The sequence below is a fragment of the Sphingomonas plantiphila genome (genome assembly GCF_046000505.1).
Lineage (GTDB): Bacteria > Pseudomonadota > Alphaproteobacteria > Sphingomonadales > Sphingomonadaceae > Sphingomonas > Sphingomonas plantiphila.
On the sequence record NZ_JBELQC010000001.1, the window covers coordinates 2,324,050 to 2,346,602 of the forward strand.

Annotated in this window: 20 protein-coding genes; 7 read left to right on the forward strand and 13 right to left on the reverse strand. The window is 67.9% G+C overall.

The window, feature by feature from the left end; genetic code table 11:
* Nucleotides 1-20: 20 nt before the first annotated feature.
* From ABS767_RS11095 to ABS767_RS11130, 8 genes are all read right to left on the reverse strand, one after another.
* Complete coding sequence (locus ABS767_RS11095) at nucleotides 21-2,327, reverse strand: 2-hydroxyacyl-CoA dehydratase (RefSeq protein ID WP_408078407.1); 2,307 nt, start codon at nucleotides 2,325-2,327, stop codon at nucleotides 21-23.
* Entirely contained in the window at nucleotides 2,327-3,574 is a 1,248-nt protein-coding gene (locus tag ABS767_RS11100; protein WP_408078408.1) for a CaiB/BaiF CoA transferase family protein, read from the reverse strand. The genes ABS767_RS11095 and ABS767_RS11100 overlap by 1 nt, the downstream gene beginning before the upstream one ends.
* Nucleotides 3,571-4,740, reverse strand: a complete 1,170-nt coding sequence (locus tag ABS767_RS11105; RefSeq protein WP_408078409.1) for a CaiB/BaiF CoA transferase family protein — start codon at nucleotides 4,738-4,740, stop codon at nucleotides 3,571-3,573. Before ABS767_RS11105 ends, ABS767_RS11100 begins: the two co-directional genes overlap by 4 nt.
* Nucleotides 4,737-5,702, reverse strand: coding sequence for a CoA transferase (locus tag ABS767_RS11110; protein WP_408078410.1), 966 nt, complete (start codon nucleotides 5,700-5,702; stop codon nucleotides 4,737-4,739). Before ABS767_RS11110 ends, ABS767_RS11105 begins: the two co-directional genes overlap by 4 nt.
* A complete protein-coding gene (locus tag ABS767_RS11115; RefSeq protein WP_408078411.1) occupies nucleotides 5,699-6,892 on the reverse strand; it encodes a CaiB/BaiF CoA transferase family protein in 1,194 nt (397 codons plus the stop codon). The genes ABS767_RS11110 and ABS767_RS11115 overlap by 4 nt, the downstream gene beginning before the upstream one ends.
* A gap of 142 nt (nucleotides 6,893-7,034) precedes the next feature.
* Nucleotides 7,035-8,075 (reverse strand): TRAP transporter substrate-binding protein DctP, encoded by a 1,041-nt coding sequence (gene dctP / locus ABS767_RS11120; protein ID WP_408078412.1) that lies wholly within the window; start codon nucleotides 8,073-8,075, stop codon nucleotides 7,035-7,037.
* A gap of 3 nt (nucleotides 8,076-8,078) precedes the next feature.
* Nucleotides 8,079-9,383, reverse strand: a complete 1,305-nt coding sequence (locus ABS767_RS11125; RefSeq protein ID WP_408078413.1) for a TRAP transporter large permease — start codon at nucleotides 9,381-9,383, stop codon at nucleotides 8,079-8,081.
* Nucleotides 9,373-9,909, reverse strand: a complete 537-nt coding sequence (locus tag ABS767_RS11130) for a TRAP transporter small permease subunit (protein ID WP_408078414.1) — start codon at nucleotides 9,907-9,909, stop codon at nucleotides 9,373-9,375. Before ABS767_RS11130 ends, ABS767_RS11125 begins: the two co-directional genes overlap by 11 nt.
* A gap of 128 nt (nucleotides 9,910-10,037) precedes the next feature.
* On the opposite strand from ABS767_RS11130, the gene ABS767_RS11135 reads away from it, so the two are divergent.
* Nucleotides 10,038-10,517, forward strand: coding sequence for a MarR family winged helix-turn-helix transcriptional regulator (locus ABS767_RS11135; protein WP_408078415.1), 480 nt, complete (start codon nucleotides 10,038-10,040; stop codon nucleotides 10,515-10,517).
* A gap of 44 nt (nucleotides 10,518-10,561) precedes the next feature.
* Here ABS767_RS11135 and ABS767_RS11140 read toward each other — a convergent pair whose 3' ends face one another.
* Nucleotides 10,562-13,222: a TonB-dependent receptor plug domain-containing protein gene (locus ABS767_RS11140; RefSeq protein WP_408078416.1), complete on the reverse strand. Its 2,661-nt coding sequence runs from the start codon at nucleotides 13,220-13,222 to the stop codon at nucleotides 10,562-10,564.
* Between the two features lie 173 nt (nucleotides 13,223-13,395).
* Here ABS767_RS11140 and ABS767_RS11145 point away from each other — a divergent pair, with 173 nt between their 5' ends.
* Nucleotides 13,396-13,848 carry a MarR family winged helix-turn-helix transcriptional regulator gene (locus ABS767_RS11145; RefSeq protein WP_408078417.1) on the forward strand — a complete coding sequence of 151 codons (453 nt, stop codon included), beginning with the start codon at nucleotides 13,396-13,398 and terminating at the stop codon, nucleotides 13,846-13,848.
* Here the strand turns inward: ABS767_RS11145 and ABS767_RS11150 are convergent.
* From ABS767_RS11150 to ligK, 4 genes are all read right to left on the reverse strand, one after another.
* Nucleotides 13,845-15,059, reverse strand: coding sequence for an MFS transporter (locus ABS767_RS11150; RefSeq protein WP_408078693.1), 1,215 nt, complete (start codon nucleotides 15,057-15,059; stop codon nucleotides 13,845-13,847). The two genes, ABS767_RS11145 and ABS767_RS11150, sit on opposite strands and share 4 nt — an antisense overlap.
* A complete protein-coding gene (locus ABS767_RS11155) occupies nucleotides 15,041-15,934 on the reverse strand; it encodes an amidohydrolase family protein (protein WP_408078418.1) in 894 nt (297 codons plus the stop codon). The genes ABS767_RS11150 and ABS767_RS11155 overlap by 19 nt, the downstream gene beginning before the upstream one ends.
* A gap of 135 nt (nucleotides 15,935-16,069) precedes the next feature.
* Nucleotides 16,070-17,122 (reverse strand): 4-oxalomesaconate tautomerase, encoded by a 1,053-nt coding sequence (locus ABS767_RS11160; protein WP_408078419.1) that lies wholly within the window; start codon nucleotides 17,120-17,122, stop codon nucleotides 16,070-16,072.
* A gap of 84 nt (nucleotides 17,123-17,206) precedes the next feature.
* Nucleotides 17,207-17,881 carry a 4-carboxy-4-hydroxy-2-oxoadipate aldolase/oxaloacetate decarboxylase gene (gene ligK / locus ABS767_RS11165; protein WP_408078420.1) on the reverse strand — a complete coding sequence of 225 codons (675 nt, stop codon included), beginning with the start codon at nucleotides 17,879-17,881 and terminating at the stop codon, nucleotides 17,207-17,209.
* Nucleotides 17,882-17,998: 117 nt separating this feature from the next.
* Between ligK and ABS767_RS11170 the strand changes: the two genes are divergently transcribed.
* From ABS767_RS11170 to ABS767_RS11190, 5 genes are read left to right on the forward strand one after another with little or no spacing between them, the layout of a single operon-like run.
* Nucleotides 17,999-19,207 carry a LysR family transcriptional regulator gene (locus ABS767_RS11170; RefSeq protein WP_408078421.1) on the forward strand — a complete coding sequence of 403 codons (1,209 nt, stop codon included), beginning with the start codon at nucleotides 17,999-18,001 and terminating at the stop codon, nucleotides 19,205-19,207.
* A 52-nt stretch (nucleotides 19,208-19,259) separates the two neighbouring features.
* Nucleotides 19,260-20,123, forward strand: a complete 864-nt coding sequence (locus ABS767_RS11175) for an NAD(P)-dependent oxidoreductase (RefSeq protein ID WP_408078422.1) — start codon at nucleotides 19,260-19,262, stop codon at nucleotides 20,121-20,123.
* Nucleotides 20,120-21,139 (forward strand): amidohydrolase family protein, encoded by a 1,020-nt coding sequence (locus tag ABS767_RS11180; RefSeq protein ID WP_408078423.1) that lies wholly within the window; start codon nucleotides 20,120-20,122, stop codon nucleotides 21,137-21,139. Before ABS767_RS11175 ends, ABS767_RS11180 begins: the two co-directional genes overlap by 4 nt.
* Nucleotides 21,136-21,558, forward strand: coding sequence for a protocatechuate 4,5-dioxygenase subunit alpha (gene ligA / locus ABS767_RS11185; protein WP_408078424.1), 423 nt, complete (start codon nucleotides 21,136-21,138; stop codon nucleotides 21,556-21,558). The genes ABS767_RS11180 and ligA overlap by 4 nt, the downstream gene beginning before the upstream one ends.
* Nucleotides 21,558-22,448, forward strand: coding sequence for a class III extradiol dioxygenase subunit beta (locus ABS767_RS11190; RefSeq protein WP_408078425.1), 891 nt, complete (start codon nucleotides 21,558-21,560; stop codon nucleotides 22,446-22,448). Before ligA ends, ABS767_RS11190 begins: the two co-directional genes overlap by 1 nt.
* Nucleotides 22,449-22,553 lie beyond the last annotated feature (105 nt).

Below are 22,553 nucleotides of genomic sequence, written 5' to 3' on the forward strand. Positions count from 1 at the left end.
ATTTCAGCGCTATAGAGCGTTCAGCCGCGACGTGCGGCGTACATGCTCACCGGTCCCTCGAGAAATGCCGCGATCTGGCGGTCGATCGCATCGCCATCGCTGGCTTCGCGATTGTAGTTGTCGAGATCGAGGCTGAGCACCGGCACCCCTGCGCGACGCAGCGCGCGCAGCACGAACGGATCGGCATCGCTCAGCGCCACCGCACCATCGACGGCATGGCTCTCCGCCTCGCGGACGTGCCACGCGCCCGCCCAGGTCGGCATGCGCAGCTCGTCGCCCATCGTGACGAACCGTGCCGCGAGCGCGCGCATCGGATCCTGTCCCGGCGCGATCCGGCGGATATAGCCGTCGGCGGCGAGCGCGAGGTACATCGACCAGACGAATACCGCGCCATGGCTTTCTTCCCAGCGCTGGGTGAAGCCCATGTCGCTCCACATCCCGCGGCCGACCCACATCAGGCGCAGCCTCTCGTCGGGGCAGGCGGCTTCACCCGCTTCGTGGCGTGCCTTGACCTCATGGTAGAGATCCCGCGCCGCGTCGCGCGCCCATTCGGTCCCGCGATGCCATTGCGGCACCATCGTCGCGGGCATGGTGTCGCTGATCGACACCGGGGCTGGATGCGCGCCTGCGATCAGGTCGCGGGTCTTGCGGTAGTAATCCTCCTGCTCGTTCACCAGGTCCATGATCCGGGCGAAGCGATCGGGATCGAAGCGGCGGTCGGTGGTCGCCTCGATCCGGGCGATCACCGCGCGCAGCTCGGCGGTCATCAGGTCGAGCCGTTCGCCCTCGATCGCGCTGTCCCAGTCGTCGTGCAGCCGGTCCCACCAGTCGATCGGAAAGTCGATGCGGCTTTCGATGCTGCGTTCGAACAGGAACGGGTCGGCCCCGGCTTCGCGGGCCCAATGGTCGAAGATGCGCGGGGTCGCGTCGGTTCCGATCGGGGCCTGGACCAAGGCAGGGCGGGGGAGCCCGCCCCACGGCGCCTGTTCCGGGTCAGAGTCGAAGACGGCCGCGATCCCCTGCGCGCTATAGGCTTCGGCATCGCTGGGATAACCATGATCGCGCAGTAGCTGGAAATAGCGCGGCGATTGCTGCTTGGCGGCGACGATCGACGCCCACCATTGGTTGACCACGAACGGCACGTCCATCGCGCGCAGGATTTCCTGCGGCGAATTGGCGTTGACGACGGCGAGCGGGGCGCCGGCGGCGACCTGCGCCCGCACGCCCTTGAACCAGTCGCGCTGATAGGCGCCGAAGCTGGCGATCGAGGCGAGCGACTTGCGGCTGCGGCGCCCGTCCGCGCCGCGCGGGGCGGGGCGTGCGGGATCGGGGCCGGGGGCGGGGGGCGGTGCGGTACCGATCCGGTCGACCGCGAATCCCGCTTCCTGCAACCTGTCGGAAAGATAGCCGGCGTCCCATGCCGCGGCCTCGTCGCCAACGGACTCGACGATCACCGCGCGGGCGATGCCGAGCGCCTGCATCCGTTCGATCGCCGCGTCGGCGCGAATGGCGGCGGGGATCAGCTTGGATGGGGTCAGGCGTGCCGGATCGGCGAGCGCGTCGATCGCGACTGCGCTGTCTGCCCAGCCCGCCACTAGCGGGTCGCCCCAGTCCTGATCGTCGGCGCGCGCGTCGAGGCCGCTCGCCGCGAGATCGCGTGCGCGCGCCGTCGAGAAGTGCGCAGAGCCGAGGACGAGCACCGGCTCGCCCGCCGGCTCCGCTTCGGCCTGCCCAACCAGCGCGCGCCATTCGGCTGGGGGAAGCGCGTGCGCCGCCCCGATCGCCGCGATCCGGAGCACGCCGGTCAGGGGGCGCATCGCCGCCGGGCGGGCGCGTTCTTCCTCTGCGGCGCGAGCCAGCGCCTGCGGATCGACCCCACCGAGCCAGTCGACCAGCTGCGCGATCCGCGCGGCGTTGTAGCGGCGACTGGACTCGCGCGGCTGGTGGCCGAGGTCGAGCATATGGATCGGCCGAGCCGCGATATCGCCCGCGCGGATCAGGTCGCGCACCGTGGCGAACAACTGCGGCAGTTCCGAATCCGCATGCGTGAACAGCACGGGCGTGGCGTCCGTGTCGGCGACGATCTGCTGCAGCAACGACCGCCCACGCTGTGAGAGCGTGCCGTCGCCCGCCAGCGCATCGGCGTCGGGCGTCGCACCCGGGCGGGGGACGAGGCGCACCGGGGCGCGACCCGCGGCGCGCAGCAGCGCATAGGGCGCGTCCTGGCCGAGCACGCGGATCACATCGCATCCCGCTGCGCGCAGCCGTGCGGCCACCGCACCGGGATCATCGCACGCCGCGATCAGCTGCGCCACTGCGTCGGCCATCAGATCACGCCCCGTGCGCGCAACGCAGCGATGCGATCGGCATCATAGCCGAGCGTCGCGGCGAGCACCTGGTCATTATGCTCCCCGACCTGGATCGGGGTCACGTCGTCGAAGCCGGTATCCGCGCCCGAAAAGACGATCGGGATCCCCGCGGTGCGCAGGTCGATTTCCGATCCGTAGCTGGGATGCGCGACCGGGACCGCTTCGTGCCGCGCGACGACGCGCGGATCGAGCAATGCGTCCTCCGGGTGCCGCACCGGCGCGACCGGAACGCCCTCCGCCTCCAGCGCGGCGACGACATCCTCGACGCGATGCTGGCGCGACCAGCCGTTGATCGTTTCTTCGAGCACCACCGCGTTGGCGACGCGGCTGTCGCGATTGGCGAAGCGCGGATCGTCCGAAAGCTCGGGCCGACCCATCGCGCGGAACAGCCCCTGCGCCAGCTTCTCATGCACTGCGACGACCGCGACATAGCCGTCGGCGCATTCGAACACCCCGAACGGGGACAGCCGCTGGACGGTCAGTCCGGTGCGCGCCTGCATCCCTGCTGCAGCCATCGCCGACCAATTCTCGATCGCGACGAAGCTGGTCAGAGCGCCCAGCATCGACACGTCGATATGCTGGCCGACCCCGGTGCGGTGGCGCTGTTCGAGCGCCGATAGGATGCCGATCACCGAGAATACCGGGGCGAGCATGTCGGCAATCGGAATGCCGATGCGCACCGGCGGTTCGCCCGGACCGCCGCTCGCGTACATCGCGCCCGACAGCGCCTGGATGATTATGTCCATCGCCTTGCCCCCCTCTGGCGCGGTCGCGCCGAAGCCGGAGAGCGAGCAATAGATGATGCGCGGATTGGCGGCCTTGGCGGCTTCGTACCCGACGCCCAGCCGCTCGGCGGTGCCGGCGGTGAAGTTCTCGACCACGATATCGGCAGTGCGGACGAGGTCGAGGAACACGTCCTTCGCCTCGGGCGCCTTGAGGTTGAGGGATACGCCCAGCTTGCCGCGCGCCCGCGTCAGGTGGCTGATCGACACATCGTCGTCATGCTTGCGCTCGACGGTGATGCCGTCGCGTCCGACATAGGGGCTGTTGTCGCGCGCCAGGTCGCCGCCCTTGGGATCCTCGACCTTGATCACCTCGGCGCCGAGCCCGGCGAGCAACAGCGTCGCATAGGGTCCGGCAAGCGCGCGGGTCAGGTCGATGACGCGCAGCCCTTCGAGCGGGCGTTCGCGGGTGGCTTCGGTCACGGGAGTCGTCCTTCAAGTGCAGCGGCCTGCGCCGCGGTGTAGCCAAGCTCCGCCAGAACCTCCGCCGTATCGGCACCCGCAGGGCGGGCGACGGCGGCGGGGGTGGCGGGGGTGTCGGAAAGGCGGATCGGGCAGCCGGTGTGGCGCACCGTGCCGCCGCCCGGCGCGGGCAGATTGAGGATCATACCGCGCGCATGGTTGTGCGGGTCTTCCATCGCCTGTGCGACGGTCAGGATCGGCGCGAACTGCGTGCCCGCGGCGTCGAGGATGGCGAGCCATTCGTCGCGCGGCTTGGTCGCCATCACGGCGGCGATGCGGTCCTTCATCGCCGGCCAGTCGGCGCGATCCATCTGCTTGTCGGCAAGGTCGGGCAGGCCGATCGTCTCGACGAAGATGCGCCAGTAGCGCGGCTCCATGTCGGTGGTCACCAGCCACTCGCCATCGGCGCAGCGCCAGATGCCGCTGTCGGCGCGGTGCATCCCCTTGGGCGGAGCCTTGGCGAGGTCGGGATTGCGCGAGAGAATGTTGCCGATCAGCGCGAGCGACGCATCGGACATGGCGATGTCGACCTGCTGCCCCTTGCCCGTCGTCGCGCGAGCGATGACGGCGGCGAGGATGCCGATCACGGCGTTCGATCCGCTCAGCAGATCGGCGACCGGCACGCCGGGGAAGGCGGGCCGTTCGGGATCGTCACCGATCCGCGACAGCGCGCCGGCAATGGCGAGCGCGACCGGGTCATGGCCCGGCTTGCGCGCATAGGGGCCGGTCTGACCGCACAGCGTGACCGAGCAATAGATCAGCCGCGGGTTGCGCGCCGCCATCTCGGGCCAGCCATAGCCCATGCTCGCCATCACGCCCGGTCGGTAATCCTCCACCAGGATGTCGGCCCGATCGATCAGCTTGAGGATCGCCTCGCGGCCGTCATCGCTGCCGGGGTCAATCAGCACGCTCTTCTTGCCGCGCGCGAGGATGTCGTGCGCGCGCAGCCGGGCATTCTCCTCGTCCGACAGCTTGTCCCAGCCGAACACCTTGCGCTGCTTCGCCAGCTCGCGCGGGTTCTCGATGCGGATCACCTCCGCGCCGAGATCGGCGAGCATCCAGCTGCAATAGGGGCCGGGCAGGAATTTGCTGAAGTCGACGACCTTCAGGCCCTGAAGCGCGGTCATTGCCCCTCCTCCAGCGAAGACACCCACAGCTTGCCGGGCAGCTTCACCCCGTCGACATCGCGCCACAGGCTGCGGGCGGCGAGATGCTCGCTGTTTAGCGCGTCGGCCGGCGTGTCGATCCACGACAGCCCGAGGCCGCCGCTGGTGGACATCGCGCCCAGCTGAGCGCGGGTGCGGCGCAAGAAAAAGGCTTCGACCACTGCCTCCCATTCGACCAGCGTCTCGCGCGGCATGTCGGCGACCAGGATTGCGTCCCAATCGACCTCGGCCAGTGGGCCGGCAGCGTCACCCATCGCCTTGACCATGCCGCGCATCATCGGCGGATTGTCGACCAGCGCCCAGGTGACATGACCATCGGCGCATTCCCAGATCTGCTTCACGCCAGACTTGCCGCGGATCAGCAGATTGCCGGTGCGGTTGCCGACGCGCCCGACCCAGCCCCACGTCAGCGGCTCGCGATAATTGGCGAGCACGGCGGACTGATAGGCGGAGACTTCGACCAGCTGACCCGTCCCGCTCGCCGCGCGTGCGTGGAGCGCGGTCAGCGCCCCGATGACGGCCTGAATGCCGCCGAGCGCATAGGCCTGCTGCCCTGGCATCGTCATCGGCGCGCGATCGGGATCGCCCAGGATCGTCATCAGGCCGGATCGGGCCATCAGCGTGAGGTCGGTCTCGGGTCGAGCGTCATTGGGGCCGCCGGGCAGGAAAGGCGCGACGACGACATCGATCAGCTTGGGATTGGCGGCGATCAGCTCGCAATGCTCGCGCCCCGGATTGCGGAACACGACATCCGCGCTGGCGAGCAGGGCTTCGGCGTCGCCGATTTCCTTGCCGTGGTTCCATGCGACCGATCCGCCGGCATCGGCCCGGACGACGCGTGCGCCGAGTTCGGCGAGCATGCGCCCGGCGATCTCGCCCAGCCCGGCGGTCAGATCGACGATGAGAAGGTGTGAGAGCATCATGCCAGCGCCCCCTTCGCGGTCAGATCGGCGACCTCGGCCTCGCTCATACCGAGCAGGTCGACGAAAATCGCGTGATTGTGCTCGCCCAGATTCGGCGGCGGTCCGACGCGGATCGCGCTGTCCGAAAAGCGCAGCGGCGGGGCCGGCATGTCGCAGGTGCCGAGCTTGCTGTGCGTGATCCGGCGATAATGGCCGCGCTTGGTCAGTTCCGGATCGGTATAGACGTCGCGGCCGTCATTGACCGCTTCCGCCGCGATGCCATGGGCCGCGAGCGTGTCGGCAAGGCTGTGCTTGTCGTGCAGACGGGTCCAGGCGCCGAGCGCCGCTTCCAGCGCGTCCTCGTCCGCCTTGCGCCCGGCGAAGGTGGCGAAGCGCGCGTCGTCGATTCCCGCGAGCTCGGCCAGCGCCGCCCACTCCGCGTCGTCGCGTACCGCGATCGCGATCCACTGGTCGACACCGCGCGCCGGAAAGGCTCCGTGCGGCGCATGCGCGCGCGACCGGTTGCCGGGCTTGGCACCATCGCCCGCCTGTTCCGCGGCGAAGCAATCGGCCATGGCGTGGACGAGGGGCTCGACCTGGCTAATGTCGATATGCTGACCCTCGCCGGTCACGCGGCGCTGCTCCAGCGCGGCGAGCATCGCGACGGTGGCGAACATCGGTGCGACCACATCGCCATAGGCGAAGGGCGGCATGTGCGGCCCGCGGTCGGGCCAGCCGGACAGATGCGCCAGCCCCGACAGCGCCGCCGCGCTGTTGCCATATCCGCGCATCGGCCCCAGCGGCCCCTTGCGACCGGCGACGCTGACGCTCACCTGGATGATGTCGGGATTGATCGCGCGCAGCGTATCGAAGCTGAGGCCGATGCGATCCATATAGCCGAAGCTGAAATTCTCGACGACGATGTCGGCCCAGGCGACGAGCTTCTTCGCGACCGCGATCCCGTCGGGATCGTTGAGGTTGATCGTCACCCCGAGCTTGCTGGTGTTGGTGATCGCGAAGAAGGTCGATGCATCGGGGTCGCGCCCGCCGCCGGCGAAGGGGGGCGAGAGGCGGCCAAGGTCGAGCCGCTTGCGCGACTCGATCTTGATCACGGTCGCGCCCAGGTCCGCCAAATCCTTGGTCGCACGCGGCCCTGCACCGACCCATGAGAAATCGGCGACCTTGACGCCTTCGAGGGGGAGTCCCGCCATCAGCCTTCCTTTCCTTCGTCACCCCGGCCTTGTGCCGGGGTCCACGGCGCGTCAGGCGTGGGACAAGAGGCTCTCGCGCTGCGCTCGCCGCCCTGTGGACCCCGGCACAAGGCCGGGGTGACGTTGGCTTGTGGGGACAGGTTCATCGCGCTGCCTCTCCGGTTACACACCGGATATCCCCGCCCGCGATCAGCCGCTGCGCCTCTTCATAGATCGGCACTGCATCGATCCCGATCTTGCCCAGCCGCTGCGCCTGGACGCGGGCGTCCTTGTTGTAGAGCGCATCGAACGCGCGCTGCTCGTCCGCGGGAATGGCGGAGAAGGTGATGCCTTCCTTCCGGCCATAGGCGATGCCCGCTTCCTCGGCCTTGAGCAGCTGGCGGTTGAGCGCGGCCTCCCACACCTGACGGCCCTCGGTCATGATCGCCTGAAGGTCGGGGGACAGCGACCGCCACGTCTTGTCCGACATCGCGCGCGCGGGATAGGCGCCGCGACTGAAGCGGATCGTGGTGAAATGCTTGGCCACTTCGGCGAAATGCAGGCTGCGGATCGTGTCCGCAGGGGCGACGACGCCGTCGATCACGCCCTTGGCCAGCGCCGAATAGACTTCGCCCATCGGCATGTTGACCGGGTCCGCGCCCAGCTGTTTCAGGATGTCGATCGCGTCGCTCTGCGCGCGCAGGCGCAGGCCCTTGAAATCGGCGAGGCTGCGGATCGGTCGGTCGCGGGTCAGCACGCCGGGAAAATTGCCGCCCTGAACCGCCAGGATGTGCAGGCCGTGCAGTTCCTTCTCGAAATGCGGAAAGCGGTTTGCAAGGCAGTCATAGACGGCGACCTGATCGGTGATCGTGCGGACCCCGCCATAATAGGCCGCCTGACCGCGCAGCAGATGCGCGCCGCCCTTGGAATAGATCGGCGTGATCAGGCCGATATCGGCGACGCCGTGCCGGATCTCTTCCATGCTCATATCGGACGAGATCAGGGCGCCGGACCAGAACGGCCTGAACGCGATGCGCCCGGCGCTCTTCGCCTCGACCCACTTCATCCACTCCTGATCGGCAAGGCCGAAGGGATGGGTAGGGGGGTAGGGGCTGGCATAGGTCAGCACATGCTCGGCGGTGGGCGCAGGCGCGACGCTGCATCCGGCGAGCGCGAGTGCGGCGAGGATCGACAGGAACCGCATCGGTCAGCCTCCCATCGCGCTGGGCAGCCACAGCGTCACCACCGGAAAGGCGATCAGCATGGCGAGATGGAAGAAATCGGCGATCAGGAAGGGCACGATGCCGCGAAAAATCTGGCCGAGCGGAATGTCCTTGCCGATCGACTGGATGACATAGACGTTGAGGCCGAGCGGCGGGTGGACGAACCCGATCTCCATCGTGCGGACCAGGAAGATGCCGAACCAGATCGGGCTATAGCCCAGCTCCAGCACGATCGGCAGGAAGATCGGCGTGGTCAGCAGCATCAGCGCAAGACCGTCGAGGAACGATCCCAGCACCAGCAGCATCAGCGCGATGACGATGATGATCACCACCGGGCTCGCATCCATCTCGCGCACGGTGCTGGACATCAGGTCGGCGATGCCGGTCACGCTGATGAACGTCGCGAACAGGATCGCGCCGATGATGATCAGGTAGATCATGCCGGTGGTCGACAGCGTCTTGGCAAAGGCGTCGCCGATCGCGGCGCGATTGAACGCGCCGCGGATTGCCATCAGGACGAACGCGACGATCACGCCGACGGACGCCGCTTCGGTCGGGGTGAACCACCCGATCATCAGTCCCCCGATGACGAACACGACCAGGATGAGGATGTCGATGATGCCGAGCAGCCCGCGCATCCGCTCGCGCCAGCCGACCCGCACCGACCGCGGACCCAGCTCCGGCTTGAACCAGCACAGCACCGCGATCGCGATCATGTAGAACAGCGCCTGGGTGAAGCCCGGGATGATCGCTGCGGTGAACAGGTGCCCGATCGAGACTTCGGCGATGATGCCGAACACGATCAGCGCGCCCGATGGCGGGATCAGCGCGCCGAGCGTGCCGCCCGCGGCAAGTGCGCCGGCGGCGAACCCGGGATTATAGCCTGCGCGCCGCATCTCGGGCAGGGCGGCCGAGCCGACGGTGGCGACCGTGGCCAGGCTGGAGCCGCTGATCGCGCCGAACCCCGCGCATCCGGCGATCGACGCCAGGCCCAGCCCGCCGCGACGATGCCCGACGAAGCGCGCCGCGACCTCGAAGAAGTCGCGGCTCGCTCCAGCGGCGAAGCACAGATGCGCCATGAGCAGGAAGAGGGGGAGGACGCCGAGCTCGTATTTCTGCGCGACCTCGAACACCACCACCCCGGCCTTTACCAGTGCGGCTTCGGGCGAGAGCATGACCATCAGCCCGACCATGCCGGTCAGCGCGAGGCTGACGCCGATCGGCACGCCGATCGTCAGCGCGCCCAGCAGCGCCAGGATGCCGATCAGGCCGACCAGCTCAGGCGCCATGACCGGCCCCCGGACCCGTGCGCGACACGGCGTGGCGAACGAACAGGATCGCGACGAACAGCAAGGCTGCGATCATCAGCAGGCGGAACCAGCGCAGCGGAATATGCAGCAGCTCCGAGCGTTCGTGCCCGTTCCACAGGTCGCCCAGCAGGATCACCGATCCAGCCGCCAGCAGCAGCACCGCGAGCGCGCCGAGCAGGTTCGGAACCCGTGCCAGCCGCGCGCGGCGCGCCGGATCGAGCCGGTCGGTCAGGATATGCACCGTGGCATGGCCGCGCGCCAGGGTCACCGCGACCATCGAGGATGCGGCGATGAAGACGATCGCCGCCTGCACGATCTCGATCGAGCCGATCAGCGCGAACCCGGCATGACGACCGAGCACCGCGATCGAATCCGCCGCAGTCGCGATCAGCAGGCCCGCTGAGCCGATGAAGAACGCCGCCCGGCCCGCGATTCCCGCGGTCGGGGCAGGCGCTGCATCCTCGTCGTGCAGCGGCGCTGCGCTATCGGTCACCGGGTCGGACACGCCTTGCCTCTCCTGATTGACAGCCTCTCGCCGGGGCGGTCTAACTGAACGGTAGGATTAAAACCGTAGATAATTTCAACCATCTGTCAATTGCACGAATTGCCAGGGGCGACAAGGGGACATACGTGGTGCAATCGCGGTCGAAGACACCGGACGAGGACGCATCCGGAAGTGGGCTGAAGCTCGGCCGCCTGGGCGATTATGTCGGCTTTCGCATGCGCCGGGTCCAGAACCAGCTGTCGGCCGATTTCGCCGCGGCGACCGCGCACTACAAGATCCGCGCGGGCCTGTTCTCCTCGCTCGCGCTGATCGAGGCCAATCCCGGCCTGTCGCAACAGCAATTGTCGAGCACGGTCGGGCTCGACAAGTCGATCACCGTGCAGATCGTCGACGAACTCGAAAAGCGCGGCTGGGCAAAGCGCGAGCGTTCCACCGTCGACCGTCGTCGTCACGCTCTGACGATCCAGCCCGAGGGCAAGAAGACGCTCGACGACCTGTTCAACATCATGAAGGGCGTCGAAGCCGAAGTCCTCGCGCAGCTCAGCCCCGAAGAGCGCCCGGTGTTCGACGCCGCGCTCGACCGGATGTACGCCGTTTTCCATCGCTGACCCTGGCGTCCGGGGACGGCGCGGGCCGCCCCCGGTGCCCCCCTCTACATGCGGAACCGCAGCGACGCCGCAAGGACGCGGCCGATCGGGTTCGCCGCCGACGGATCGTACCCGCCGCCGCCATTCAGGCCCGGCGCGACGTTCACATAAGGCGGCTGGAGGTCGAACAGGTTGCGGACCTCAAGGCCCAGTTCGAAGCCGCCGAGCACCGACGGCGCACCCATCTTGCCGAGATTCCACGTCATCGCGAGGTCGATCGGCGTGTAGCTCTTGACCGACTGGTTGGGATTGATCGCGGTGTTGGTATAGCCGCCGACATGCGTCGCGGTCAGCTGCACGCGCATCGGATCGTAATCCCACACCACGCTGCCCCGCGCCTTGAACTTGAGCGGGTTGTAGATGGTGTTGAGGCGGCTGCGCGGCGTGCCGGCGGGCGATACCGCGGTTTCATAGTGGAAGAGATAGGCGCCCGACGCGTTGAAGCTGAAGGTGCCGAGCGTATCGGTCGGCAGGCGCCAGTTGACGACGAAGTCCATGCCGCGCGTGGTCGACTGGCCGAGATTGTTGTTCCGCCCGTCGACGAACAGCGTCACGTTGTTCGGATTGCCGCCCGGGAAGGTGCCGCGCGCCAGCGTCACGCCCTGCGCCAGCAGTTCGAGCACGCGGTCGCGCGCCTCGGTCCCGCGCAGGATGATCCCGGTCCCGGCGAATTCGGATTCGCGCGACAGGATCGCCAGATCGGCCAGATAGCTGTCGACCTGGTTGATGTACTTCACGTCCCAATAGGTCGCACTGACGCGCAGATTGGGGGTCACGTCCCAGTCGCCGCCGACCGACCAGGTGGTCGCTTCTTCCGGCGCAAGGTTGGTGTTCGGGCCCGAATAGGCAAAACCGGTCAGCGGCGCACCGCCCGCCGGGTTCTGATAGGTCTGCCCGAACAGATTGTTGCTGTTGCCATAGATCTGCGAGATCAGCGGCGCGCGGAACGAGGTGCCATAGCTGCCGCGCAGCACCAGTCCGCGGACCGGCGACCAGTTGACCCCGAACTTGGGATTGGTGGTGTCGCCCACGTCCGAATATTTGTCGTAGCGGACCGCCGCATTGATCTCTAGCCGCTCGAACCCGCCGATTGCGTTTGCAGTGCCGAACACCGGCACCAGCAATTCGGCATAGGCCGAATCGACGCGGCGCGTGAACCGGCGGAACGTGACGGGGGTGCCCGCCGCGCCGCGCGCCGATCCGAGGCGAGTCTCGATCTCTTGCCCCTCATAGCCGGTCGCGAGCTTCACGCTGCCGCCGGGCAGGTCGACGATCGAACCGTTGAGCCGCGCCTCATAGCCGTTGAAGTCGTTGAGCGTCGGCGACAGCGTCAGGAAGTTGCTGATCGCGAGCAGCGTCGCGTCGGACGTGCGGCCAAGGCCATAGGGGTCGAACGCAGTAGCGGGATTGCTGCTGGCCAGCGCCGCGTTCAGCGCACCGGCGTTGAGGCCGCGCACCTGATCGGACTGGTCGTTGCCGCGCCCATAGGTGAACAGGCCCTCCAGCTCCCAGTCGCCCGGCAGCTTGACGCGGACGCCCGGCGTGATCTGCCAGTTCTCGGCAAAGCCGCGCGACACGTCCTGCGGCAGGTCGTTGCGGAAATTATAGTCGATCGTATAGCTCGTGCCGGTGAACCCGGCCGGGCGGACGAAGAACGCATTGGTCTGGGGCACGGTCAGCGTTGAGCTGAAATAGGCCGGAAGCCGCTCATATTCGCGCTTGCTGTAGAAACCGTCGGCGAACACGGTGAGCCAGTCGGTCAGCTCGAAGGTCGCGGTCCCGTTGACCGAGTTGTAGGTCTGCTGCGGGAACAGATCCTGCCCGACCAGATCGTCGCACCGATTGACGGTGCCGGGAACGAGGCTGCCGACATTGGCCGGGGTCAGCTGAGCCGGCAAGGCATAGGAGACGCCGCCTGCGCGCAGGGTGCCGGGCGCGCAGCGGGTCACGCGATAGTCGTTGCCGCCGAAGTCGCGCTGGTCGGAGCGGAAGAACGGGCGATCGTCGCCGCTCAGGTTCGAGCGATAGGAATGCTCATAAGCGAGCATCACCTGGCCGCGATCCCACACCTTTCCGGCCGCGATCCCGAACTGATATTCGTTGAAATCCGCGCCCCAGCCGCCGCGCGCGGTGGCTTCGACGCCGTCGAGGCGGCGGCGCGGGATCAGGTTGACGACGCCGGCGATCGCATCGGACCCATAGATCGCGGAGGCGCCGTCGGCGACAACCTCGACGCGCTCGAGCCCAAGCGTCGGGATGACCGACGGCTCGAACGCGCGACTGTTGTTCACCGCGCGATGACCGTCGACCAGGATCAGCGTCGCATAGGGGCCGATGCCGCGCAGGTTGATCGTGTTGCCATAGGTGATGTTGCCGCTGCCGCCGCCCTGCGCGCGGGAATTCTCGCTCACGCCCAGGTCGAGCACCTGCGGGATTTGCTGGATCAGGCGATCGGTGGAGATCGCGCCCGCTGCGACGATGTCTTCGCGGTCGACCGCGATGACCGTCGATCCGACCGGCGCGGCGCCGCGCAGGCGGCTGCCCGTCACGACGATCTCGGACGATCCTTCGGGTTCGGATGTCTGGGTTTCCGGCCCGGCCGGTGAGGTTTCGGGCGCATCCTGCGCGAATGCTGGCGCCTGCGTCGCCAGAATGATGGCCAGCACGCTTCCCGCGCAGCGCAAATGTCGTCCAGAACCAGCCATTGCATCCTCCCAGTTTGAAACGGTCGTTATCGACTCGAGTAGATATGATCATAAACAGTGGATATCGTCAACGGTATCCATTCCACCCCATGCTCGCATTGACGAACTGTGCGAAATCGTGCTCACGCTGGCGCATGTCAGAAGAACAGGAACGGGTCGGCGCGCTGGGGCCGCTGGTCGGCTATCATCTGCGTCGTGCGTTTGGCGCCTTCGCCGCGGACTTTGCGAACGCGATGGACGGAACCGGGATGCGGCAGGTGCTGGTGGGCATCCTGGCGGTCGTGTCGGGAAGCCCGGGCATAAACCAGGGCGCGGTCGGGCGGGTCCTGGGGATCAAGCGCGCCAACATGGTGTCGCTGATCAACGAACTGGTCGACATGAAGCTGATCGAGCGCGTGGTGGATCCGTCCGACCGTCGCGCCTTCGCGCTCACCCTGACCGATGCCGGCCGCACGATGCTGACCGAATGCCTTGCCAAGATCGAGGCGCATGAGCGCGCCATGCTCGCCGGGCTCAGCGAGGCGGAGCGCGCGACGCTGCTCGATCTGCTCGGCCGGATCGAGCGCCGCGAACCCGCGGCTGGCTAGGCGGTAGGACCCGCGCCGGCGGCGTTCCCCGCCCAGGCGCGCAGGGCCAGCGCGAGCCACACCAGTACACCGATCAGCGCCAGCTCCAGCTGCGGGCCAGGGGCCAGCCGCACCGCCGCGGTCGAGATCAGCGCCGCGCCGCCCATCTGCATCGTGCCGAACAGGCTGGTCGCGACGCTCGCCCGCTCGCGTTGCCGCTCGATCGCTTCGGCCAGCAGGGCCGGGCCGGTCAATCCCGCGCCGAATGCGATCAGTGCCATCGAAACGAACAGCCCGACAAGGTTCGCGCCGGTTGCCGCAACCGCCAGTACCGCGAGTCCGCCGGTCCCCAGCGCCAAGGATCCGCCTGTCTTCAGCCGCGTCGGCCAGCGACGCAGGATCACCGGCACGCACAGCGTTCCGCCGATGATCGCGCACGCCACCCCCGAATAGAACAGGCCCGCCAGCGCCGGGGTCGCTCCGGCCGCTTCGAGCACGAAGGGGGAGGCGGCGAGGAAGGTGTAGAACCCGCCGCTGATCAGCGCATTGGATGCGGCGAGCGGAAGATAGCCGCCGTGCCGCGCAACCCGCCAATAGGTGCCGATCAGCCGCCGGGGATTTTGCGGAACGCGGTCACCGGGACGCGTTTCGGGCAGCATGCGCGGCGCGAGCATCCCGCCGATCAGCGTGAGTGCCGCGAGAATCCAGAACAGCGCGCGCCATCCGCCGATGCTGGTGATCGCACCCCCCACGGCAGGCGCGAGCGCGGGGGAGATCAGCGTGACGCTGGTCAGGATCGCCAGTGGCGCGGCGGCCTTTCCCGCCGGCGCGGTATCGGTCGCCATGGCGCGCCCGGTGACCAGCGACGAGGATGCGCCGACCGACTGGATCGCCCGGCCGAGCAGCATCGTGGCAAGATCCCCGGCGACGGCGCAGACCAGCGTGCCGATCAGGAAGATGACGATCCCGGCGAGCAGGACGGGCCTGCGCCCGTGAAAATCGGCGATCGGAGCCCAGACGAGCTGGCCCAGCGCCAGCGCCACCAGATACACCGATATGACGAGCTGACCGCCCGCGGCGCTGGCGTCGATGCCCTGAGCAAGCTGGGGCAGGGCGGGAACGATGATCTGAATCGCCAGCGATCCGAGCGCGGTGATCGCGCCGAGCAGGATCAGCCGACCTGTCCCGCTGCTGGCCCGGGCGGGGCCGATGGTCAGGCTTCCTCCGGCCAGTAAAGCCGCATCGGATTGGCGACGAGCAGCTTGTGCTGCAGCTCGGCTGTCACCGCAATCTGGGGGATGACATCGACCAGCCCGCCGTCATCGGGCAGTACTTTCTCCATGTTGGGATGCGGCCAGTCGGTGCCCCACAGGACGCGATCGGGATAAGCCTCCACGATCGGCCGCACGCTGCGCACGAAGTCGGCATAGGGGGGGCCTGCAGGGTCGAGCCGGTCGGGGCAGGTCACCTTGGTCCAGATGTCGGCGCGGCTGTCGAGCAGCGCGCGGAACCCGGTCATGTCCGCGCCGTCCGGCCCCTGGCGTACATCGGGGCGGCCCATATGGTCGATCACGACCGGCACGGGGATGGCGGCGAGGAACGGCTTCATCTCGTCGAGAATGTCCGCCTCGAAATAGACCACGACGTGCCAGCCGAGCCGCGCAATGCGGTGCGCGACGTCGAGGAACTTGTCCTTCGGCGCGTCGTCCACCAGCCGCTTGAGGAAGTTGAAGCGCACGCCGCGAATGCCGCCTGCATGCAGCGCGTCGAGTTCGGCGTCCGAAATCGCGGGATCGACCACCGCCACGCCCCGGCACGTCCCGCCCGACACCGCAATGCCGTTCAGCGTCGCCGCGTTGTCGGTGCCGTGGCAGCTCGCCTGCACGATCACGTTGCGCGCAAAGCCGAGCCGCTCGCGCAGCGCGAACAGTGCGTCGGGGCCGGCATCCTGCGGCAGATATTTGGCCTTGGGGCTGAACGGGAACTGCGCCTGTGGTCCGAACACATGGCAATGCGCATCGACCGCGCCCGGCGGCGGAGTGAAGCGCGGCGTCGACGGCTCCAGCGTCCAGCTGCGGATGCGGCCGTCTGCGTCGGTGGTGTTCAATTCATCGCCCCTTCTGATCCATCGTTGCGCAAGTCACCCTCACCCTTCCGGCGCTTCGCGCCTCCCTCCCTCTCCCATTGGGAGAGGGAAGGGGCCCGCCGCCGCAGGCGGTGGGAAGGGTGAGGGTGGCGGGCATCACCCGAACACCACCCCTTCCATCAATTTCCGCGCTGTTCGCAGCATCCCCGCCTCCACCGGAATCCCGTCCTCATCCAGCGTCACCACGCATTCGGTCACCCCGGTCGGGTGCTCGACGCCCAATGTCAGCGACCGTCCCTCCGGCACCACCGCCAGCGCGGCCGCGGGCGAACCCTCGATCAGGCACGCCGTCGCGACGCTGACGGCCCCCAGCACCCCGATCGAGGCATGGACGCGGTGCGGGATCAGCGAGCGGACGGCGATCGCGCCGCCGTCGCGTGGCGCAGCGACCAGCATCATCTTGGGCACCGATTTCTCGGTCACGTCGCCCAGGTTCATCAGCGGTCCGGCCTTCAGCCGGATCGCCTCGACCTTCGCCTTCATCGCCTCGTCGGCGTCGAGCGTGTCGCGGTCTTCATAACCGGTGATGCCCATGTCACTGGCGGCGATCACCACGCACGGCATGCCGTTGTCGATCATCGTCACCTGGACGCCGTCGATCGCGTCGACTCCGTTCCCGGTCGGCAGCAGCGCGCCGCAGCTCGACCCGGCGGTATCGCGGAAGGCGAGGGGGATTGGCGCCGCCGTTCCCGGCACGCCGCTGATGCTCGCGTCTCCGTCATAGCGAACCGTGCCGCCGGGCGTCTGCACCGTCGCCACCGCGACCTGCCCGGTATTCTCCATGAAGATGGCGACGCGCGTCTCGCCATCCTGCGCCGCGACCAGCCCGCGCTCGATCGCGAACGGGCCGATCCCTGCGAGGATGTTTCCACAATTCTGCGCGTCGGTGACGATCGCCTGGTCGACGAAGACCTGGAGGAACAGATAATCGACATCGACGCCGTCGCGCTCCGACTTGCGCACCACGGCGACCTTGCTGGTCAGCGGATCCGCGCCGCCCATGCCATCGATCTGGCGCGGATCGGGCGACCCCATCACCCGCAGCAGAAAGGCATCGCGCGCGGCAATTTCGGCGGGCAGGTCGTCGGCGAGGAAATAGCCGCCCTTGGACGTGCCGCCGCGCATCCACATGCAGCGGACGCCGCTCATAAAATCCTCCCCGGAACGGGGAGGGGGACCGCCGAAGGCGGTGGAGGGGGCCCGAGGCAGGGGCGTCCGGTGCGGCTCGCCGCCTCACTCATACTTCAGCCCCATCTCCTCGAGGCGGGGGCGCATGTCATAGATGTCGAGTCCCAGCTCGCCCGCCGCCAGCCGCTTGCGCTTGGCCTCCTCGGCCGCCTCGCGCTTTCGCGCCGCCTCCAGCACTGTGGCGGCATCGGCGCGCTTGACCACGCACACGCCATCGTCATCGGCAACGATCACATCGCCCGGTTCGATCGCCGCACCGGCGCAGACGATCGGGACGTTGACCGACCCCAGCGTATTCTTGACCGTCCCTTGCGCGAACACCGCCTTCGACCAGACCGGAAAGCCCATCTGGGTCAGGTCGCGCACATCGCGCACGCCCGCGTCGATCACCAGCCCCCGGCACCCGCGCGCCATCGCGCTCGTCGCCAGCAGGTCGCCGAAATAGCCATCGACGCAGGGCGACGTCGGCGCAAGGACGAGGATGTCGCCAGCCTGCAACTGCTCGATTGCGACATGCACCATCCAGTTGTCGCCGGGCGGGGAAGAGATCGTCACCGCGTTGCCCGCGATCCGCGCGCCCGCGTAGATCGGACGCATATGATGGGCGAGCAGGCCGATCCGACCCTGCGCCTCGTGCACCGTGGCGACCCCGGGTTCGGCGAGCCCGTCGACAATGTCTATCGGAGTGCGCTGGATAGTTTGCACGACGCGTGCGGACATTGGACATCTCCCGAGGGACAGAGTGAAACGGGCGGGGTGCGGGTGTAACGTTGTTTGGCGATGCGGTCTTTATCTGAAAACCCGCGCGGCCATAAGAAATTCTGATATGTCTGCGGAATGATTCGCCCGTTCGATCTCAACCTGCGTCATCTGCGCGCGCTCGGCCAGGTCATCGCGCAGGGCAGCCTCAATCGCGCAGCCGAAGCGGTCGGGCTCTCGCAGCCCGCGCTGACCCAGGGCCTCGCCAAGCTCGAGAAACAGATCGGCGTCACGCTGTTCGACCGGCACTCCGATGGTGTCACGCCCAGCCCCGCGGGCACGGCGCTCGCGGATCGGGCGGGGCGTGCCTTCGGGCAGCTCGCCGCCGCCACCCGCCGCTCGGCACGCGGGGGCACGCGCGGCTTTGCGCGCCCCGAAATGCTGATGACCGCCACCCAGCTGGACGCGTTCCTGCACTTTGCCGACGCGCAGGGCTTTGTCGGCGCCGCGGAGGCGAGCGGCATGTCGCAGCCGGCGGTGCACCGTGCGGTCCGCGATCTCGAACAGCTGTGCGCCACCCCTTTGGCGGAGCGTCGCGGTCGCGGCATGGTGCTGACCCCGGCGGGGCGGGCGCTGGCGCGCGGCGTTCGTCTTGCCGCCGGCGAGATCGCGGCCGGGATCGCCGAAGCGCGCGGCGACGATGATGAAGGCGGGCGCATCGCGATCGGCGCAATGCCGCTCAGCCGCGCGCTGCTGCTCCCGCACAGCCTCGCCCAGTTCCTGACCGAAGAGCCGCGCACCGTGGTCGATGTGGTCGAGGGATCGTGGCGCGAGCTGGTCGATCCGCTGCTCGACGGCATCATCGACATCATGGTCGGCGCGCTGCGCGAGGACTGCCCGCCGGGCGTGGAGCAGGTCCCGCTGTTCACCGACCATCTCGCCATCTTCGGCAGGCGCGGACACCCCCTCGCGACGGCTCATGTCGACCTCGATACGCTTGCCGCGCAATCCTGGGTGGTCGGCCCGGTCGGCACGCCGCTGCGCGCGCATTGGGAGGCGCTGTTTGCCGGGCGTGACCTGCCGCCCGTGCCGATCGAGTGCGGATCGGTGATGGTGATCCGCGGTCTGCTCGTTCAGAGCGACCTGCTGACCCTATTGTCGCCCGATCAGGTCGCGCTCGAGGTGGGGGCGGGGATGCTCGAACGCATCGGCCCAAACCTGCCCGGCGCGGTGCGCACGATCGGCATCAGCACCCGCGCCAACTGGCGGCCCACCCGCGCCCAGGCGCGCATGATCGCGCTGCTTCGCGGGGCGTCTCGAAGTACAAGAATTCAGGAAAACGGATAGCTCTCGGCGCAATCCGATTGGACCATCGGGCGTAACCCCGCTTCATGGTCCCATGATCGACGCGACGTCTCTGGTAGGATTTGGCGAGGCCGGGCAGGCATTCTCCCGGCCCGGCGTTGCCGCGTTCGACATCAAGACCGACGACGCTGCAACCCGTCCCACCAAGATCGCCGATTTCGAACGCGCGGGTGTGCGCTGGTCGGCGACCCCGGCGGGCGCGCTGGCGCAGGCCGACCTCGCCCTGTGCCTCGTCACCGCCGATCAGGCGCTCGCCGCCGCGCAACGTTGCGCGCCGCTGCTGAAATCCGGCGCCTTGTGGCTCGACATGAACAGCGTCGCCCCGGGCACCAAGCGCCGGGCAGCCGTCGCGGTCGAGGCGGCCGGCGCGCGCTATGTCGATGTCGCGGTGATGGCGCCGGTGCTGCCCGCACGCCTCGCCGTGCCGCTGCTGGTCGCGGGGCCGCATGCGGATGCCGCCGCCGATGCGCTGCGTGCCTATGGCTTCACCCGGGTCACGGTTGCCGGGCCGCAGGTCGGCGACGCGTCGGCGATCAAGATGATCCGATCGGTGATGGTCAAGGGGCTGGAGGCGCTGACCGCCGAGTGCGTTCTCGCCGCGGAGCGCGCAGGCGTGCGCGAGGCGGTGCTCGCCTCGCTCGATGCGAGCTGGAAGGAACAGTCCTGGACCGAACGCGCCGACTATAATCTGGATCGCATGCTCGCACACGGCACGCGCCGCGCGGCCGAGATGGAAGAGGTGGCGAAGACGCTGGCCGAACTGGGTGTCGACCCGGCCGTCACGCGCGGCACGATCCAGCGCCAGCGCGCGCTCGGCGCACTCGGCGTCGCACCACCTGCAGGACTGACCGCGAAACTCGCCGCGATCGAGACCAAGGAAGAGGACCAAGCCGCGTGATTATCGACTGCCACGGTCATTATACGGTGCTGCCCAAGGCGCACGACGCCTGGCGCGAGGAGCAGAAGGCGGCGTTCAAGGCCGGGACGCCATGCCCGCCCTATCCCGAGATATCGGACGACGAAATCCGCGAGACGATCGAGGCGAACCAGCTGCGCCTGATCAAGGAGCGCGGCGCCGACCTCACCATCTTCTCGCCCCGCGCCTCGGCAATGGCGCCGCACGTCGGGGACGAAGCCGTCGCGATCGAATGGGCGCGACGCTGCAACGACCTGATCGCACGCGTGGTCGGACTGTTCCCGGAGACGTTCGTCGGCGTGTGCATGCTGCCGCAATCGCCCAAGGCGGACATGACCGCGAGCATCGCCGAGCTCGAGCGCTGCGTGGCCGAACTCGGCTTCATCGGCTGCAACCTCAACCCCGATCCCGGCGGCGGGCACTTCACCCATCCGCCGCTGACCGACCGCTACTGGTATCCCTTCTACGAGAAGATGGTCGAGCTGGACGTCCCGGCGATGATCCACGTCTCGGGCAGCTGCAACCCGGCGATGCATGCGACCGGTGGCTATTACCTCGCCGCCGACACCGTCGCCTTCATGCAATTGCTGGAGGGCGATCTGTTCGCCGATTTCCCGACCCTGCGCTTCATCATCCCGCATGGCGGCGGCGCGGTGCCGTACCATTGGGGGCGCTATCGCGGCCTGGCCGACATGCTGAAAAAGCCGGCGCTCGACACCCATCTGATGAACAACATCTTCTTCGACACCTGCGTCTATCACCAGCCGGGCATCGACCTGCTTGCCGACGTGATCGAGAACAAGAACATCCTGTTCGGATCGGAAATGGTCGGCGCGGTGCGCGGCATCGATCCGACCACCGGCCATTATTTCGACGACACCAAGCGTTATGTCGACGCGCTCGAGATTTCGGACGCCGAGCGCGCCGCGATCTTTTCCGGCAATGCCCGCCGCGTCTTCCCGCGTCTCGACACCAAGCTGAAGGAGCGCGGGCTGTGATCACCGAAGATCCCGACAAGCAGGACATCCACGAATATCTCGCCGAGTTCGAGGATATCCCCGGCACGCGTGTCTATACCGCCGCGCGGGCGCGCAAGGGCTATCACCTCAACCAGTTCGCGATGAGCCTGATGAAGGCCGAAAACCGCGAACGCTGGAAGGCGGACGAGCGCGCCTATCTCGAAGACTGGCCGATGACGCCGGAGCAGAAACAGGCGGTGCTCGACCGCGATTACAACCGCCTGCTCGACCTTGGCGGCAACATCTACTTCCTCGCCAAGGTGTTCTCGACCGATGGTCTGAGCTTCGTCCAGGCGGTGAGCACCATGACCGGCATGTCGGTCGAGGACTATCAGGCGATGATGAATTCCGGCGGACGTTCGCCCGAAGGCGTCCGCTCGATCAAGGAGGCGCGCTGATGGCCCGCATTACCGCAGGCGTGGCGTCGAGCCACGTCCCCCTACTCGGCGTCGCGCACGACATGGGCAAGGATCGCGACGCGTACTTCAGCCCGATCTTCGCCGGGTACGACTGGACCCGCCAATGGGAAAAGGCCGAGAAGCCCGATGTCGTGATCCTGGTCTATAACGATCACGCCAGCGCGTTCGACATGAAGATCATCCCGACCTTCGCGATCGGCTGCGGCGAGCGTTATGCTCCCGCCGACGAGGGCTGGGGCCCGCGCAAGGTGCCGGACGTCCACGGTCACCCCGATCTCGCCTGGCATATCGCGCAGAGCCTGATCCTCGACGAATTCGACATGACGATCATCAACGAGATGGACGTCGACCATGGGCTTACCGTGCCGCTCAGCATGATGTTCGGCGATGTCCCCGAATGGCCGTGCAAGGTGATCCCGCTCGCGGTCAACGTCGTCACCTATCCGCCGCCCTCGGGCAATCGCTGCTGGGCGCTGGGCGAGGCGATCGCGCGTGCGGTGGCGAGCTTCCCGGAGGATCTCAACGTCCAGGTCTGGGGCACGGGCGGCATGAGCCACCAGCTTCAGGGGCAGCGCGCCGGACTGATCAATCGCGAATGGGACAACATGTTCCTCGACGGTTTGATCGGCGAGAGCGATCATCTGCGCCGCATCCCGCACATCGAATATCTGCGCGAGACCGGCAGCGAGGGGATCGAGATGGTAATGTGGCTCATCATGCGCGGCGCACTCGGCAAGCGCACCGCCGCGCTGCACCGCCATTATCACGTCCCGTGCTCGAACACCGCGATCGGGCATCTGGTCTTGCGCCCCGACAATGGCGAAGGGCTGGATATGGCTGGGAGTGGGTTCGCGCAGGCGGCGGAATAATCAAAGCCCTCTCCCCTTCAGGGGAGAGGGTTGGGAGAGGGGCAGTCCTTCAATTTTCAGCGTTGGGCCGGATCGGGAGGACTGCCCCTCTCCCCGGCCCTCTCC

Bases quoted from the DNA above. Each gene is read 5' to 3' on its own strand.
- ABS767_RS11125 (WP_408078413.1), bottom strand. From the start codon at position 9,383: ATGGCGCCTGAGCTGGTCGGCCTGATCGGCATCCTGGCGCTGCTGGGC.
- ligK (WP_408078420.1), bottom strand. From the start codon at position 17,881: ATGTCCGCACGCGTCGTGCAAACTATCCAGCGCACTCCGATAGACATT.
- ABS767_RS11115 (WP_408078411.1), bottom strand. From the start codon at position 6,892: ATGGCGGGACTCCCCCTCGAAGGCGTCAAGGTCGCCGATTTCTCATGG.
- ABS767_RS11175 (WP_408078422.1), top strand. From the start codon at position 19,260: ATGATCGACGCGACGTCTCTGGTAGGATTTGGCGAGGCCGGGCAGGCA.
- ABS767_RS11095 (WP_408078407.1), bottom strand. From the start codon at position 2,327: ATGGCCGACGCAGTGGCGCAGCTGATCGCGGCGTGCGATGATCCCGGT.
- ABS767_RS11170 (WP_408078421.1), top strand. From the start codon at position 17,999: ATGATTCGCCCGTTCGATCTCAACCTGCGTCATCTGCGCGCGCTCGGC.
- dctP (WP_408078412.1), bottom strand. From the start codon at position 8,075: ATGCGGTTCCTGTCGATCCTCGCCGCACTCGCGCTCGCCGGATGCAGC.
- ABS767_RS11190 (WP_408078425.1), top strand. From the start codon at position 21,558: ATGGCCCGCATTACCGCAGGCGTGGCGTCGAGCCACGTCCCCCTACTC.
- ABS767_RS11160 (WP_408078419.1), bottom strand. From the start codon at position 17,122: ATGAGCGGCGTCCGCTGCATGTGGATGCGCGGCGGCACGTCCAAGGGC.
- ABS767_RS11110 (WP_408078410.1), bottom strand. From the start codon at position 5,702: ATGATGCTCTCACACCTTCTCATCGTCGATCTGACCGCCGGGCTGGGC.
- ABS767_RS11105 (WP_408078409.1), bottom strand. From the start codon at position 4,740: ATGACCGCGCTTCAGGGCCTGAAGGTCGTCGACTTCAGCAAATTCCTG.
- ABS767_RS11145 (WP_408078417.1), top strand. From the start codon at position 13,396: ATGTCAGAAGAACAGGAACGGGTCGGCGCGCTGGGGCCGCTGGTCGGC.